Below are 14,420 nucleotides of genomic sequence, written 5' to 3'. Positions count from 1 at the left end.
ATGCACCCCCTTTGACGAACGGCGACGTTTCCCACTATCCTTGAGGGTGGTTCCCGCTTCTGTGGAACCTCTGTGCCCGGGAAACCGGGAGCGGGCTCCGTCCGTCGGAGCTCCGGGCGTCATTCTCTGACCCACGTGGTTATCATGGCGCGCCGGCCCCCAGGCGGACACGTGTGCCCACACGGGGGTGACAGCAGTCGCGGAAGACTGACAATCAGGGCCGCCCCTTAAAGCGAGGGGAGGCCGCCGACGGAAAGAAACTGGAGACCCAGTGCCTACCATTCAGCAGCTCGTCCGCAAGGGACGTGTCTCGAAGCGCGCGAAGGTGAAGACCCCCGCGCTGAAGGGCTCCCCCCAGCGTCGCGGCGTGTGCACCCGTGTGTACACCACTACGCCGAGGAAGCCGAACTCGGCTCTGCGAAAGGTCGCTCGTGTGCGCCTTTCGTCCGGCATCGAAGTCACCGCCTACATCCCCGGTGAGGGCCACAACCTGCAGGAGCACTCGATCGTGCTCGTGCGCGGTGGTCGTGTGAAGGACCTGCCCGGCGTGCGTTACCGCATCGTCCGCGGCTCGCTCGACACCCAGGGTGTCCGCGGCCGTCAGCAGGCTCGTTCCCGTTACGGCGCGAAGAAGGAGAAGAAGTAATGCCTCGTAAGGGCCCCGCTCCCCGTCGCCCCCTCGTCGATGACCCGGTTTACGGCTCCAAGGTCGTGACCCAGCTGGTCAACCGCGTTCTCCTCGACGGCAAGAAGACCGTCGCCGAGCGCATCGTCTACGGCGCACTTGAAACCGTTCGCGAGCGCACCGAGCAGGAGCCCGTCTCCGTGCTCAAGCGCGCTCTCGAGAACATTCGTCCGGCCCTCGAGGTCCGCTCCCGCCGCGTCGGCGGTGCGACCTACCAGGTCCCCGTCGAGGTTCGCCCCGCGCGCGCCACGACGCTGGCCCTGCGCTGGCTGGTTGACTTCTCGCGTCAGCGTCGCGAGAAGACCATGACCGAGCGTCTCGCCAACGAGATCCTCGACGCCTCCAACGGCCTCGGTGCCGCTGTGAAGCGCCGTGAGGACATGCACAAGATGGCTGAGTCCAACCGCGCCTTCGCGCACTACCGCTGGTGATTTAAAGACGAGGCCTGGGCAACCGGGCCTCGTCTCACGCAGCAAGAACACCCATTACTTCGAACGAAGGAACCACACTCGTGGCACTAGAGGTGCTGACGGATCTCAACAAGGTCCGCAACATTGGCATCATGGCTCACATCGATGCCGGCAAGACGACCGTGACGGAACGCATCCTGTTCTACACGGGCATCAACTACAAGATCGGCGAGACGCACGATGGCGCCTCGACGACCGACTGGATGGAACAGGAAAAGGAACGCGGCATCACGATTACGTCCGCCGCCGTTACCTCTTTCTGGAACGGTAACCAGATCAACATCATTGACACCCCCGGTCACGTTGACTTCACCGTTGAGGTTGAGCGCTCGCTGCGCGTCCTCGACGGCGCTGTCGCCGTGTTCGACGGCAAGGAGGGCGTTGAGCCCCAGTCCGAGACCGTGTGGCGTCAGGCCGACAAGTACGACGTCCCCCGTATCTGCTTCATCAACAAGATGGACAAGATGGGCGCCGACTTCTACTTCTCGGTTGGTACCATCCGCGACCGCCTGCACGCGACCCCGATCGTCATGCAGCTCCCGATGGGCGCCGAGAACGACTTCGTCGGCAACATCGACCTGCTGACCATGGAGGCCCTGACCTACCCGGCCAAGGACGACAAGGGCAACGACACGCTCGGCTCCGTCGTCGAGCGCGGCCCGATCCCCGCCGAGTACCAGGAAAAGGCTGAAGAGTACCGTGAGGCACTCGTTGAGGCCGCCGCCGAGGGCTCTGATGAGCTGACTGAGGCCTACCTGGAGAACGGCGAGCTGACGCTTGAGCAGATCAAGGAAGGCATCCGCCTCCTGACCATCTCCTCGCGCGCGTTCCCCGTGTACTGCGGTACCGCTCTGCGCAACATGGGCGTGCAGCCCGTCCTCGACGCCGTCGTGGACTTCCTGCCCTCCCCGCTCGATATCGGCGACGTTCGCGGCTTCCTCCCCGGCTCTGAGACCGAGGAAGAGACCGAGGTTCGTAAGCCCGACGAGAACGAGCCCTTCTCGGCTCTGGCGTTCAAGATCGCCGCTCACCCCTTCTACGGCAAGCTCACCTTCATCCGCGTGTACTCCGGTAAGGTCGAGTCCGGCGCCCAGGTCCTCAACTCGACCAAGGGCAAGAAGGAGCGCATCGGTAAGATCTTCCAGATGCACTCGAACAAGGAGAACCCCGTCGACGTGGCGCACGCTGGCCACATCTACGCGGTGATCGGCCTCAAGGACACCACAACCGGCGACACCCTGTCCGCGATGGACAAGCCGATCGTCCTCGAGTCGATGACGTTCCCCGCCCCCGTTATCCAGGTCGCCGTCGAGCCCAAGTCGAAGGCCGACCAGGAGAAGATGGGCGTCGCCATCCAGAAGCTGGCGGAAGAGGACCCGACGTTCACCGTCGAGCTCGACGCTGAGACCGGCCAGACCATCATCGGTGGTATGGGTGAGCTCCACCTCGACATCATCGTCGACCGTATGCGTCGCGAGTTCAAGGTCGAGGCCAACGTGGGTAACCCGATGGTTGCCTACCGCGAGACCATCCGCAAGACGGTCGAAAAGTACGAATACACGCACAAGAAGCAGACCGGTGGTTCCGGTCAGTTCGCGCGTGTCATCATCGCCCTGGAGCCCCTCCCGGCCGACTCCGAGGAAGAGTACATGTTCGAGGACAAGGTCACCGGTGGCCGCGTTCCTCGCGAGTACATCCCGTCGGTCGACGCGGGCATCAAGGACGCCATGCAGTCCGGCGTTCTCGCCGGCTACCCGATGGTCGACATCAAGGCCACGCTGCTCGACGGCGCCTACCACGAGGTTGACTCCTCCGAAATGGCGTTCAAGGTTGCTGGCTCGATGGCGCTGAAGGAAGCTGCTAAGAAGGCTAACCCCGTCCTCCTCGAGCCGATCATGGCCGTTGAGGTTCGTACTCCCGAGGAGTACATGGGCGATGTCATCGGCGACCTCAACTCTCGCCGTGGCCAGATCTCGTCGATGGACGAGCAGCACGGCGTGCGCGTCGTCAAGGCTCAGGTCCCGCTGTCCGAGATGTTCGGATACGTTGGCGACCTGCGCTCCAAGACGCAGGGCCGCGCTGTCTACTCCATGGAGTTCGACAGCTACGCCGAGGTTCCGCGCGCCGTCGCGGACGAGATCGTCGGCAAGTCTCGGGGCAACTGAGTCCCACCGGGGGCTCGTGGGGCAGGGTGACCTGCCCTGCGAGCCGCCTCACACACAAGTAAACCCAGTAGGTCTCAAGCCCCAGGGGTGTTAAAGTGGCACCTAGCCGTAGGCTGAGAATATCTACCCGAGTCCAGGAGGACACAAGTGGCGAAGGCCAAGTTTGAGCGCACCAAGCCGCACGTCAACATCGGCACGATTGGTCACGTTGACCACGGCAAGACGACGCTGACGGCAGCTATCACCAAGGTGCTGCACGATAAGTACCCGGATCTGAACGAGTTCACCCCCTTCGATCAGGTCGACAACGCTCCCGAGGAGCGCGATCGTGGTATCACGATCAACGTCTCCCACGTCGAGTACCAGACCGAGGCGCGTCACTACGCGCACGTTGACGCCCCCGGCCACGCCGACTACGTCAAGAACATGATCACCGGCGCGGCCCAGATGGACGGCGCGATCCTCGTGGTCGCCGCCACCGACGGCCCCATGGCCCAGACCCGCGAGCACGTTCTGCTCGCCCGTCAGGTCGGCGTCCCCACCATCCTCATCGCCCTCAACAAGGCCGACATGGTCGACGACGAGGAGATGCTGGAGCTGGTTGAGGAAGAGTGCCGCGACCTGCTCGAGTCCCAGGACTTCGACCGCGACGCCCCGATCATCCAGGTGTCCGCTCTGAAGGCCCTCGAGGGCGACCCGGAGTGGGTTGCTAAGGTCGAGGAGCTCATGGAGGCTGTGGATTCCTACATCCCCACCCCGAGCGCGACATGGACAAGCCCTTCCTCATGCCGATCGAGGACGTCTTCACGATCACCGGTCGTGGCACCGTCGTCACCGGTCGTGTTGAGCGTGGCAAGCTGCCCATCAACTCCGAGGTCGAGATCCTCGGTATCCGTGAGCCCCAGAAGACCACGGTTACCGGCATCGAGATGTTCCACAAGTCGATGGACGAGGCCTGGGCCGGCGAGAACTGTGGTCTGCTGCTCCGTGGCACCAAGCGCGACGAGGTCGAGCGTGGCCAGGTTGTGGCCGTTCCCGGCTCCATCACGCCTCACACCGACTTCGAGGGCCAGGTCTACATCCTCAAGAAGGAAGAGGGCGGCCGTCACAACCCGTTCTTCTCGAACTACCGTCCGCAGTTCTACTTCCGTACCACGGACGTGACCGGCGTCATCACCCTCCCCGAGGGCACCGACATGGTCATGCCTGGCGACACCACCGAGATCTCCGTCCAGCTGATCCAGCCGATCGCTATGGAGCCCGGCCTCGGCTTCGCCATCCGTGAGGGTGGCCGCACCGTTGGTTCCGGTCGTGTCACCAAGATCATCAAGTGAATCAACCTCTGAGACTTTCTCAGATCTGATTCGCTGCTGATCCAGCGGCATTGAAGGCCCCGCCTCTTTTCAGAGGCGGGGCCTTTCGCTATTCGGCTCGTGAGTGAATGGTTCTGCTCGTGGAGTCGCTGTGTGAACGTGAATGCTCTACGCTGCGTCTTCTGTGACATAGGCGGCTCAAGAGGCATATGGGCATACTGTCCTTTGGTGCTACGTGGCGTATTCGCGTGGCTTCCCCATGCCTCGTTGATGAGAATGTGACCGATCCCCGGTTGCGACACGCCCGAGTGCGGGGTACGGTAGTTTCTTGGTGACGGTCTGGGCTGTTATGCGCAGCTTGGGCCGCTATCCACGCCAATCTGTCGGTGGTTTCACATGCGAGAACCCCCTTTCGGGTTTGTGCTCGCGGGTGGAACTCTGACAGAATGGCACGGTTGCCTCAGCGTATCTGGGGTGGTCCATGCGTGCCATCACGTATGGATCGGGCAATATGCCCAAGATCTTTGGACAAGACGTCGGTCCAGCGCGAGCAATCGCGCGCACAACGGCTGCGACACGCCCGAGTGCGGGGACCGGCGGCGAATCTGTACGAGAAGAGGTAAGACGGCATGGCGGGACAGAAGATCCGCATCCGGCTCAAGTCGTATGACCACGAGGTCATCGACAGCTCCGCGCGCAAGATCGTGGACACCGTACAGCGTGCTGGCGCCACGGTCGTGGGCCCGGTGCCGCTGCCGACCGAGAAGAACGTTTTCGTCGTTATTCGGTCGCCCCACAAGTACAAGGACAGCCGCGAGCACTTTGAAATGCGCACGCACAAGCGGCTCATCGACATCATCGATCCGACCCCCAAGGCCGTCGACTCGCTCATGCGCCTCGACCTGCCTGCGGACGTCAACATCGAGATCAAGCTCTGAGGACATCTGCAATGACTAACAAGAAGCAGCACGCTGGCGCGCCCATCAAGGCGCTGCTCGGCCGCAAGCTCGGCATGACCCAGGTGTGGGATGCCGACGGCCACCTCGTGCCCCTGACTGTCGTGCAGGTCGGCACCAACGTCGTGACCCAGGTTCGTACCGAAGAGGTCGACGGCTACTCCGCTATTCAGCTTGGCTTCGGTGAGATCGACTCCCGTAAGGTCACCAAGCCCCTCCAGGGCCACTTCGAGAAGGCCGGGGTTGCCCCCCGTCGCCACCTCGTTGAGGTCCGCACGTCCGAGCATGACTCTTACGAGCTCGGCCAGGAACTCGACGCCACCACCTTCGAGGCTGGCGAAGGCGTCGACGTCTCCGGCACCACCAAGGGCAAGGGTTTTGCCGGCGTTATGAAGCGTCACGGCTTCGCTGGCGTTTCCGCCTCCCACGGTGCGCACCGCAACCACCGCAAGCCCGGCTCGATCGGCGCCTGCGCAACTCCCGGTCGCATCTTCAAGGGCCTGCGTATGGCCGGCCGCATGGGTGGCAACCGTCGTACTGTCCAGAACCTGACGATCCAGGCCGTGGACGCCGAGAAGGGCCTGCTGCTCATCAGCGGCGCCATCCCGGGTCCGAAGAACGGCGTGGTCCTGGTTCGCTCCTCCGTGAAGGGTGCGTGATCATGGCTGACGATCGTAACGTTGACGTCATCGACCTCAAGGGCAAGAAGGCGGGCTCCGTCGTTCTCCCGGGTTCGATCTTTGACGTTCCCACCAACATTCCGCTGATGCACCAGGTTGTCGTCGCTCAGCTTGCGGCCGCTCGTCAGGGCACGCACGCGACGAAGACCCGTGGTGAGGTCGCTGGCGGCGGCAAGAAGCCGTTCCGTCAGAAGGGCACCGGTAACGCCCGTCAGGGCTCCATCCGTGCGCCTCACTTCACCGGCGGTGGCATCGTCCACGGCCCTCAGCCGCGTGACTACGACCAGCGCACCCCCAAGAAGATGAAGCAGGGCGCTCTGCGTTCCGCTCTCTCCGACCGTGCGCGCGCCGACCGCATCCACGTTGTCACCGCCCTGTTCGAAGGCGACAAGCCCTCGACCAAGGCTGCTCTCGCCGCTCTGCGCGCGATCGTCGAGGACCGTCAGGCTCTCGTCGTCCTCGAGCGTGGCAACGAACTGACCGCGCTGTCCCTGCGCAACGTTCCCGAGGTTCACGTCCTGTGGGCCGACCAGCTGAACACGTACGACGTCCTGGACGCCGATGACATCGTCTTCACGCAGGCCGCCCTTGAGTCCTTCCTCGGCACCAAGGAGGAGACCAAGTGAGCACGATCGAAGCGGGTAAGAACCCCCGCGACATCATCCTGAAGCCGGTCACCACCGAGAAGTCGCTCGCCCTCATGGACCTGGGCAAGTACACCTTCGAGGTTGACCCCCGCGCGAACAAGACCGAGATCAAGATTGCCCTCGAGCGTATCTTCGGCGTCAAGATCGGTTCCATCGCCACCCAGAACCGCAAGGGCAAGACCTACCGCACCCGCAACGGGATCGGTAAGCGCAAGGACGTCAAGCGTGCCATCGTCACCGTGCGTGAGGGCACCATCGACATCTTCGGCGATCAGGCCTGAGGACCGAAGGGACATTTGAACAATGGGAATTCGCAAGTACAAGCCCACGACTCCGGGCCGTCGCTTCTCGTCCGTCTCTGACTTCGTCGAGATCACCCGCGACACCCCCGAGAAGTCGCTGCTGCGCCCGCTGCACAAGACCGGTGGCCGTAACAACAACGGCCGCGTGACCTCCCGCCACCGCGGCGGCGGCCACAAGCGTCAGTACCGCGTGATCGACTTCCGTCGTCACGACAAGGACGGCGTCCCGGCAACGGTCGCTCACATCGAGTACGACCCCAACCGCACCGCTCGCATCGCCCTCCTGCACTACGCGGATGGCGAGAAGCGCTACATCCTCGCTCCGACCGGCCTCAAGCAGGGCGATCAGATCGAGGCCGGCGTTGGCGCTGACATCAAGCCCGGCAACTCGCTGCAGCTGCGCAACATCCCCCTGGGTACTGTTGTGCACGCCGTTGAGCTCTACCCGGGTGGCGGCGCCAAGATCGCCCGCTCCGCTGGCACCTCCGTGCAGCTCGTCGCTAAGGAAGGCCGCTTCGCCCAGCTGCGTATGCCCTCCGGCGAGATCCGCAACGTCGAGGCCACCTGCCGCGCCACCATCGGCGAGGTCGGCAATGCCGAGCAGTCGAACATCAACTGGGGCAAGGCCGGCCGTATGCGCTGGAAGGGCAAGCGCCCGCACGTCCGTGGTGTCGTTATGAACCCGGTTGATCACCCGCACGGCGGTGGTGAAGGCCGCACGTCCGGTGGTCGTCACCCCGTGTCGCCTTGGGGCAAGCCCGAGGGCCGTACGCGTCGTCCGAAGAAGGCGTCCGATCGCATGATCGTCCGCCGTCGCAAGACCGGCAAGAACCGCTGAGTAGGAGTCGATTGAAATGCCGCGTAGTTTGAAGAAGGGCCCGTTCGTCGACGACCACCTGCTCAAGAAGGTCGACGCCGCGAACGAATCCGGCTCTAAGAACGTCATCAAGACCTGGTCGCGTCGCTCGGTCATCACCCCGGACTTCCTGGGTCTGACCATTGCCGTCCACGACGGCCGTAAGCATGTGCCCGTTTTCGTCACCGAGTCGATGGTGGGCCACAAGCTCGGCGAGTTCGCTCCCACGCGTACTTTCCGCAGCCACGACAAGGACGATCGTAAGGGACGTCGGCGCTGAGCCGGCCCCACGGAAGAAGAGGCAGATACATGGAAGCCAAGGCGCAGGCGCGATTCATCCGCGTCACGCCCCAGAAGTCCCGCCGTGTTGTGAACGAGGTTCGCGGCAAGCGTGTTCTGGAGGCCGCCGACATTCTGCGGTTCGCCCCGCAGGCCGTCGCCACCGATGTCCGCAAGGTGCTCCTGAGCGCCGTCGCCAACTCGAAGGTCAAGGCTGAGAACGCCGGAGAGACCTTCAACGAGGCCGACCTGCTCGTCCTGGAGGCATACGTGGACGAGGGTCCGACCATGAAGCGCATTCGTCCCCGTGCTCAGGGGCGCGCCGGTCGTATCCTGAAGCGCACCTCCCACATCACCATCGTGGTGGGTACCAAGGAAGACAAGAAGAAGGGAGACCGCTGATATGGGTCAGAAGGTCAACCCCCGCGGGTTCCGTCTGGGAATCACCACTGACCACCGGTCTCGCTGGTTCTCCGACTCCACCACCAAGGGACAGCGCTACGCGGATTACGTGGCTGAAGACGTCGCGATCCGCAAGTTCCTGACCGACAACCTCGAGCGCGCCGGCATCGCCGAGGTGAGCATCGAGCGCACGCGTGACCGCGTTCGCGTCGACCTGCATACCGCTCGCCCGGGCATCGTCATCGGTCGCCGTGGTGCAGAGGCCGACCGCCTGCGCGTCCAGCTCGAGAAGCTGACGGGCAAGCAGGTTCAGCTGAACATCCTTGAGGTCAAGAACCCCGACCTCGAAGCGCAGCTCGTTGCGCAGGGCATCGCCGAGCAGCTCGCTGCTCGCGTGTCCTTCCGTCGTGCGATGCGTAAGGGCATCCAGTCCGCGCAGCGCGCTGGCGCCAAGGGCATTCGTGTCCAGGTGTCCGGCCGCCTGGGTGGCGCTGAAATGTCCCGCTCCGAGTTCTACCGCGAGGGCCGCGTGCCGCTGCACACCCTCCGCGCGAACATCGACTACGGATTCCACGAGGCCCGTACGACCTTCGGTCGCATCGGCGTCAAGGTGTGGATCTACAAGGGCGACATCACCGAGCGCGAGTTCGCTCGCCAGCAGGCCGAGCAGGCCCAGCGTGGCGGCCGTCGCGATGGCCGCCGTGGCCCCCGCCGCGGTGGACGCCCCAACCAGGAGACCGCTGCGCAGCAGGCTCCCCGTGAGGCTTCGGCCTCCGAGGCCACTGCGCCCACGACCGGATCGGAGGCCTGAGCCCAATGCTCATTCCCCGTCGGACTAAGTACCGCAAGCAGCACCGTCCTCACCGCACTGGCTTTGCCTCCGGTGGCACCGAACTCGCGTTCGGCGACTACGGCATCCAGGCTCTCGAGCCTGCGTACATCACCAACCGTCAGATTGAGGCGGCACGTATCGCCGTGACGCGTCACATCAAGCGTGGCGGTAAGGTCTGGATCAACATCTTCCCGGACCGTCCCCTGACGAAGAAGCCCGCCGAAACCCGAATGGGTTCCGGTAAGGGTGCTCCGGAATGGTGGGTTGCCCCCGTCAAGCCCGGACGTGTCATGTTCGAGCTGGCAGGCGTCCCGGAGGAGCTCGCTCGCGAGGCCCTCAGCCGTGCCCAGCACAAGCTTCCTATCAAGACCCGTTTCGTGGTCCGAGAGGGTGGTGACATCTGATGGCAGATAAGGGTCTGACCACCGAGCAGCTCGACGCAATGGACAACTCCCAGCTGTCCAAGGAGCTGGAGAAGGCTAAGGCTGAGCTGTTCAACCTGCGTTTTGCGCAGGCCGTTGGCAACCTCGAGGATCACGGTCGCATGAAGACCGTGCGCCGCGACATTGCCCGGATCTACACCATCGCGCGTGAGCGGGAGCTTGGCTACCGCACCGCCCCGAGCACTGAGGAGTGAGCCTGATGGCAGAAACCACCGCTCGTAACGAGCGTAAGGTCCGTCGCGGCTACGTCGTCAGCGACAAGATGGACAAGACCGTTGTCGTCCAGATCGAGGACCGCGTCAAGCACGCCCTCTACGGCAAGGTCATGCGCAAGAACAAGAAGGTCAAGGTTCACGACGAGCACAACGAGTGCGGCGTCGGCGATCTCGTCCTCATCATGGAGACCCGCCCGCTGTCGGCCACCAAGCGCTGGCGCGTTGTGGAGATCCTCGAAAAGGCGAAGTGACCTTCGCTCACAGACCGAAATCCGTTCGGCAAGGCTCGACCGGTAGAATCCGGAAGAGAACCGGCACGACGACAGGAGTCAATAGAAAATGATTCAGCAGGAGTCGCGACTGAAGGTCGCCGACAACACAGGGGCCAAGGAGATCCTGACCATCCGTGTTCTCGGTGGCTCGGGTCGGCGCTACGCGGGTATCGGCGACACGATTGTCGCCACCGTGAAGGACGCCATTCCCGGCGGCAACGTCAAGAAGGGCGAAGTCGTCAAGGCAGTGATCGTTCGCACGCGTAAGGAAACCCGCCGCCCCGACGGTTCCTACATTCGTTTCGACGAGAATGCGGCCGTCATCATCAACAACAATGGCGAGCCGCGTGGCACGCGTATCTTCGGCCCCGTGGGCCGCGAGCTGCGTGACAAGAAGTTCATGCGCATCGTCTCCCTCGCTCCGGAGGTGATCTGATCCATGGCAGCCAAGATTCGTAAGAATGACCTCGTCGAGGTCGTTCGCGGACGCACGTCCGACGAGAAGGCGCTGGCTGAGCGCAACGCCCGCCGTGCGGAAGAGGGCCTCGAGCCCCTGACCCCCGGCGACAAGGGCAAGCAGGGCCGCGTCATCCAGGTGTTCCCGGCTGAGGGCAAGGTCCTCGTCGAGGGCATCAACCTGAAGACGCGCCACGTGCGCCAGGGCCAGCAGGGCAGCGCCGGCGGCATCGAGACCATCGAGGCCCCCATCTCGCTGTCCAAGGTCGCACTGGTCGACCCCGAGACCAAGAAGCGCGTTCGCGCCGGTTTCCGCGAGGACACCGTCGAGCGCGGCGGCCGCACCCGCACCGTCCGAGTCCGCGTGGCTCGTGGTGGCGCGAAGCGCGGCGTTGAGCAGGGCAAGGAGATCTGAGCATGGCCCCGCGTCTGAAGGAAAAGTACGTCTCCGAGATCCGCGAGGCGCTCCGTGCTGAGTTCAAGCACGAGAACGTCATGCAGGTCGGCGGACTGACGAAGATCGTTGTCAACATGGGTGTCGGCGAGGCCGCTCGCGACTCGAAGGCACTCGAGGGCGCGCTCCGCGACCTCACCGCGATCACTGGCCAGAAGCCCGTGACCACCCGCGCCAAGAAGTCCATCGCGCAGTTCAAGCTGCGTGAGGGCCAGGCGATCGGTGCGCACGTCACGCTTCGCGGTGACCGCATGTGGGAGTTCCTGGATCGCCTCCTCTCGACGGCGCTTCCCCGTATCCGTGACTTCCGCGGACTGTCCTCTAAGCAGTTCGACGGTCACGGCAACTACACCTTCGGTCTCACGGAACAGTCGATGTTCCACGAGATCGATCAGGACTCGATCGACCGAGTGCGCGGCATGGACATCACGGTTGTCACCTCGGCCACCACCGACGAAGAGGGTCGCGCCCTTCTCCGTCACCTCGGCTTCCCGTTCAAGGAGGACTGACCCATGGCCAAGACATCCCTGAAGGTCAAGGCTGCCCGCAAGCCGAAGTTCGGCGTGCGTGCCTACACCCGGTGCAACCGTTGCGGTCGTCCGCACTCGGTGTACCGCAAGTTCGGACTGTGCCGCGTGTGCCTGCGCGAGCTCGCCCACCGTGGCGAACTCCCCGGTGTCACCAAGAGCAGCTGGTAAAACGAACGTCGCAGGTCCCGGGTAACCGGAGAAACCGCGACGAGGAAGGGGAATAAACCCCCATGACAATGACAGACCCGATTGCAGATATGCTGACGCGTCTGCGCAACGCGACTCGTGCGCACCACGATGCGGTCTCCATGCCGTACTCGAAGCTCAAGAACGCGATTGCGAACATCCTGGTCGAGGAAGGCTACATTGCCTCGACCTCCGTCGAGGATGCCCGCGTGGGCAAGACCCTGACGATCAACCTGAAGTACGGCTCGCACCGCGAGGCCGCGATCCAGGGGCTCAAGCGCGTGTCCAAGCCTGGTCTGCGCGTGTACGCCAAGTCCACCAACCTGCCCAAGGTCCGCGGCGGCCTCGGCGTGGCGATCCTGTCCACGTCCTCCGGCCTGCTCACCGACCGTCAGGCAGCCGAGAAGGGTGTGGGTGGGGAAGTCCTCGCCTACATCTGGTGATGAGGAGGCTGAACAATGTCGCGAATTGGTAAGAACCCCATCGCAATCCCCGCCGGTGTTGACGTCACGATCGACGGCCAGAACGTGTCGGTGAAGGGCCCCAAGGGCACCCTCTCCCACGTCGTTGCCGAGCCGATCACCGCCAAGATCGAAGACGGCCAGGTTATCGTCGAGCGTCCGAACGACGAGCGCACCTCGCGTTCGCTCCACGGACTGTCGCGCACCCTGATCGCCAACATGATCGTCGGCGTGACCGAGGGCTACAAGAAGGATCTCGAAATCACGGGTACCGGTTACCGCGTGGTCGCCAAGGGCAAGGACCTCGAGTTCTCCCTGGGCTTCTCCCACACGATCACCATCACCCCGCCCGAGGGCATCGAGTTCACGATTGCGCCGAAGTCCCAGACGCTGTTCACGGTGTCCGGAATCGACAAGCAGCTCGTCGGTGAGACCGCTGCTCGCATCCGCAAGCTGAAGAAGCCGGAGCCCTACAAGGGCAAGGGCATCCACTACGTGGGCGAGACCATCCGTCGCAAGGTCGGAAAGGCTGGTAAGTGATGGCTTACTCGATCAAGGGCAAGGGCAAGTTCGTCGCGCGCAAGCGCCGTCACCTCCGCCTCCGCAAGAAGATCAACGGCACGCCCGAGCGTCCCCGTCTGGTCGTCACCCGTTCGAACCGCCACATGGTGGCTCAGGTCATCGACGATACGGTTGGTCACACCCTGGTGTCGGCCTCCGACATCGAGACCGAGCTCGCTGGTTCCGAGGGCACGAAGACCGACAAGGCTCGCAAGGTCGGCGCACTGATCGCCGAGCGTGCGAAGGCTGCCGGTATCTCCGCTGTCGTCTTCGACCGCGGTGGTAACAAGTACGCAGGTCGCGTTGCGGCCGTTGCCGAGGCCGCCCGTGAGGGCGGACTCGAGCTGTGAACGAGCCGAAAGAAAGAGAGATCATCTGATGGCTGCACAGCAGCGAGACAGGAACGGTTCGGGCGCGGGCGAGAACAACGATCGCCGTGAGCGCCGCTCCGGCCGCGGCAACGATCGCGATAACCGCCGGAACAACGAAAACAAGAACGAGTACATCGAGCGCGTCGTGACGATTAACCGCGTCTCCAAGGTTGTGAAGGGTGGACGTCGTTTCTCCTTCACCGCCCTGGTTGTCGTGGGTGACGGCGAAGGCACGGTGGGCGTCGGCTACGGAAAGGCCAAGGAAGTTCCTCAGGCCATTTCCAAGGGCGTCGAGGAGGCGAAGAAGAACTTCTTCCGCGTCCCGATGATCCGCCGCACGATTACGCACGTGGTGCAGGGCCGCGACACCGCCGGTGTCGTCCTCCTGCGTCCGGCTGCCCCCGGTACCGGCGTTATCGCCGGCGGCCCGGTGCGCGCCGTCCTGGAGGCCGCAGGCGTCCACGACGTGCTCACCAAGTCGCTGGGCTCGTCCAACGCGATCAACATCGTCCACGCGACGGTTGACGCACTCAAGCAGCTCGAGCAGCCCGAGGCTGTCGCCGCACGTCGCGGCCTGCCCCTCGAGCGCGTTGCTCCCGCGTCCATGCTGCGCGCTCGCGCAGAGGGCGAGGCTGAGAAGCGCGCGGCTGCCGAGGCCGCCGAGGCCGACAAGGCCGCTGCAGGGGAGGCTAAGTGATGGCGAAGAACATCAAGATCACGCAGATCAAGTCCTCTGCTCACGCGAAGCAGAACATGAAGGACACGCTGCGCACCCTCGGGCTGCGCAAGATCGGCCAGAGTGTCGTGCGTGAGCAGACGGATGCCGTTCTGGGCGCCGTTCGCACCGTGCGTCACCTGGTGACCGCTGAGGAGGTCGACTGACA

The 14,420-nt window shown here is 63.9% G+C and carries 23 protein-coding genes and 1 pseudogene; all 24 read left to right on the top strand.

Going from position 1 to position 14,420, the window contains the following annotated elements:
• Positions 1-271 precede the first annotated feature (271 nt).
• The 24 genes and pseudogenes from rpsL to rpmD all read left to right on the top strand — a co-directional run bounded on the left by rpsL (position 272) and on the right by rpmD (position 14,418).
• Positions 272-646 carry a 30S ribosomal protein S12 gene (gene rpsL / locus FBF35_RS08770; RefSeq protein ID WP_060565778.1) on the top strand — a complete coding sequence of 125 codons (375 nt, stop codon included), beginning with the start codon at positions 272-274 and terminating at the stop codon, positions 644-646.
• Complete coding sequence (rpsG, locus tag FBF35_RS08765; RefSeq protein ID WP_003790637.1) at positions 646-1,116, top strand: 30S ribosomal protein S7; 471 nt, start codon at positions 646-648, stop codon at positions 1,114-1,116. The genes rpsL and rpsG overlap by 1 nt, the downstream gene beginning before the upstream one ends.
• Positions 1,117-1,196: 80 nt before the next feature.
• Entirely contained in the window at positions 1,197-3,320 is a 2,124-nt protein-coding gene (fusA, locus tag FBF35_RS08760; RefSeq protein WP_034463433.1) for an elongation factor G, read from the top strand.
• 147 nt (positions 3,321-3,467) lie between these two features.
• Positions 3,468-4,654: pseudogene (gene tuf / locus FBF35_RS08755) on the top strand (elongation factor Tu).
• Between the two features lie 608 nt (positions 4,655-5,262).
• Positions 5,263-5,571 carry a 30S ribosomal protein S10 gene (rpsJ, locus tag FBF35_RS08750; RefSeq protein ID WP_003790631.1) on the top strand — a complete coding sequence of 103 codons (309 nt, stop codon included), beginning with the start codon at positions 5,263-5,265 and terminating at the stop codon, positions 5,569-5,571.
• An 11-nt stretch (positions 5,572-5,582) separates the two neighbouring features.
• Positions 5,583-6,248, top strand: coding sequence for a 50S ribosomal protein L3 (gene rplC, locus FBF35_RS08745; protein ID WP_060565777.1), 666 nt, complete (start codon positions 5,583-5,585; stop codon positions 6,246-6,248).
• A 2-nt stretch (positions 6,249-6,250) separates the two neighbouring features.
• On the top strand, positions 6,251-6,895 hold the full coding sequence (gene rplD, locus FBF35_RS08740) for a 50S ribosomal protein L4 (RefSeq protein ID WP_009054699.1): 645 nt from the start codon (positions 6,251-6,253) through the stop codon (positions 6,893-6,895).
• Positions 6,892-7,197, top strand: coding sequence for a 50S ribosomal protein L23 (rplW, locus tag FBF35_RS08735; protein ID WP_003790626.1), 306 nt, complete (start codon positions 6,892-6,894; stop codon positions 7,195-7,197). Before rplD ends, rplW begins: the two co-directional genes overlap by 4 nt.
• Before the next feature lie 22 nt (positions 7,198-7,219).
• Entirely contained in the window at positions 7,220-8,056 is an 837-nt protein-coding gene (gene rplB / locus FBF35_RS08730; protein WP_003790623.1) for a 50S ribosomal protein L2, read from the top strand.
• A gap of 16 nt (positions 8,057-8,072) precedes the next feature.
• Positions 8,073-8,354 carry a 30S ribosomal protein S19 gene (rpsS, locus tag FBF35_RS08725; protein WP_003790621.1) on the top strand — a complete coding sequence of 94 codons (282 nt, stop codon included), beginning with the start codon at positions 8,073-8,075 and terminating at the stop codon, positions 8,352-8,354.
• A 29-nt stretch (positions 8,355-8,383) separates the two neighbouring features.
• Positions 8,384-8,755: a 50S ribosomal protein L22 gene (gene rplV, locus FBF35_RS08720; protein ID WP_003790620.1), complete on the top strand. Its 372-nt coding sequence runs from the start codon at positions 8,384-8,386 to the stop codon at positions 8,753-8,755.
• Position 8,756: 1 nt separating this feature from the next.
• On the top strand, positions 8,757-9,566 hold the full coding sequence (gene rpsC, locus FBF35_RS08715) for a 30S ribosomal protein S3 (RefSeq protein ID WP_003790618.1): 810 nt from the start codon (positions 8,757-8,759) through the stop codon (positions 9,564-9,566).
• Positions 9,567-9,571: 5 nt separating this feature from the next.
• Complete coding sequence (rplP, locus tag FBF35_RS08710; protein ID WP_016460326.1) at positions 9,572-9,991, top strand: 50S ribosomal protein L16; 420 nt, start codon at positions 9,572-9,574, stop codon at positions 9,989-9,991.
• Positions 9,991-10,224 (top strand): 50S ribosomal protein L29, encoded by a 234-nt coding sequence (gene rpmC / locus FBF35_RS08705; RefSeq protein ID WP_003790613.1) that lies wholly within the window; start codon positions 9,991-9,993, stop codon positions 10,222-10,224. The genes rplP and rpmC overlap by 1 nt, the downstream gene beginning before the upstream one ends.
• Positions 10,225-10,229: 5 nt before the next feature.
• Positions 10,230-10,496, top strand: coding sequence for a 30S ribosomal protein S17 (rpsQ, locus tag FBF35_RS08700; RefSeq protein ID WP_003790611.1), 267 nt, complete (start codon positions 10,230-10,232; stop codon positions 10,494-10,496).
• A gap of 88 nt (positions 10,497-10,584) precedes the next feature.
• Positions 10,585-10,953 carry a 50S ribosomal protein L14 gene (gene rplN, locus FBF35_RS08695; RefSeq protein WP_003790609.1) on the top strand — a complete coding sequence of 123 codons (369 nt, stop codon included), beginning with the start codon at positions 10,585-10,587 and terminating at the stop codon, positions 10,951-10,953.
• A 3-nt stretch (positions 10,954-10,956) separates the two neighbouring features.
• Positions 10,957-11,388 carry a 50S ribosomal protein L24 gene (gene rplX, locus FBF35_RS08690; protein ID WP_003790606.1) on the top strand — a complete coding sequence of 144 codons (432 nt, stop codon included), beginning with the start codon at positions 10,957-10,959 and terminating at the stop codon, positions 11,386-11,388.
• A gap of 2 nt (positions 11,389-11,390) precedes the next feature.
• Positions 11,391-11,936, top strand: coding sequence for a 50S ribosomal protein L5 (rplE, locus tag FBF35_RS08685; RefSeq protein WP_048775987.1), 546 nt, complete (start codon positions 11,391-11,393; stop codon positions 11,934-11,936).
• A gap of 3 nt (positions 11,937-11,939) precedes the next feature.
• Positions 11,940-12,125 carry a type Z 30S ribosomal protein S14 gene (locus FBF35_RS08680; protein WP_003790603.1) on the top strand — a complete coding sequence of 62 codons (186 nt, stop codon included), beginning with the start codon at positions 11,940-11,942 and terminating at the stop codon, positions 12,123-12,125.
• Between the two features lie 62 nt (positions 12,126-12,187).
• A complete protein-coding gene (gene rpsH, locus FBF35_RS08675; protein ID WP_034463449.1) occupies positions 12,188-12,586 on the top strand; it encodes a 30S ribosomal protein S8 in 399 nt (132 codons plus the stop codon).
• Positions 12,587-12,601: 15 nt separating this feature from the next.
• Positions 12,602-13,144 (top strand): 50S ribosomal protein L6, encoded by a 543-nt coding sequence (rplF, locus tag FBF35_RS08670; RefSeq protein WP_034463460.1) that lies wholly within the window; start codon positions 12,602-12,604, stop codon positions 13,142-13,144.
• Positions 13,144-13,515, top strand: coding sequence for a 50S ribosomal protein L18 (rplR, locus tag FBF35_RS08665; RefSeq protein ID WP_016460323.1), 372 nt, complete (start codon positions 13,144-13,146; stop codon positions 13,513-13,515). Before rplF ends, rplR begins: the two co-directional genes overlap by 1 nt.
• A 28-nt stretch (positions 13,516-13,543) precedes the next feature.
• Positions 13,544-14,233, top strand: a complete 690-nt coding sequence (rpsE, locus tag FBF35_RS08660) for a 30S ribosomal protein S5 (RefSeq protein ID WP_003790589.1) — start codon at positions 13,544-13,546, stop codon at positions 14,231-14,233.
• Positions 14,233-14,418: a 50S ribosomal protein L30 gene (gene rpmD / locus FBF35_RS08655; RefSeq protein ID WP_060565776.1), complete on the top strand. Its 186-nt coding sequence runs from the start codon at positions 14,233-14,235 to the stop codon at positions 14,416-14,418. The genes rpsE and rpmD overlap by 1 nt, the downstream gene beginning before the upstream one ends.
• Positions 14,419-14,420 lie beyond the last annotated feature (2 nt).

The organism is Schaalia odontolytica (assembly GCF_005696695.1).
GTDB classification, from domain to species: domain Bacteria; phylum Actinomycetota; class Actinomycetes; order Actinomycetales; family Actinomycetaceae; genus Pauljensenia; species Pauljensenia odontolytica_C.
Note: the sequence above shows the minus strand (reverse complement) of the source record. Positions and strands in the feature narration are given on the sequence as shown.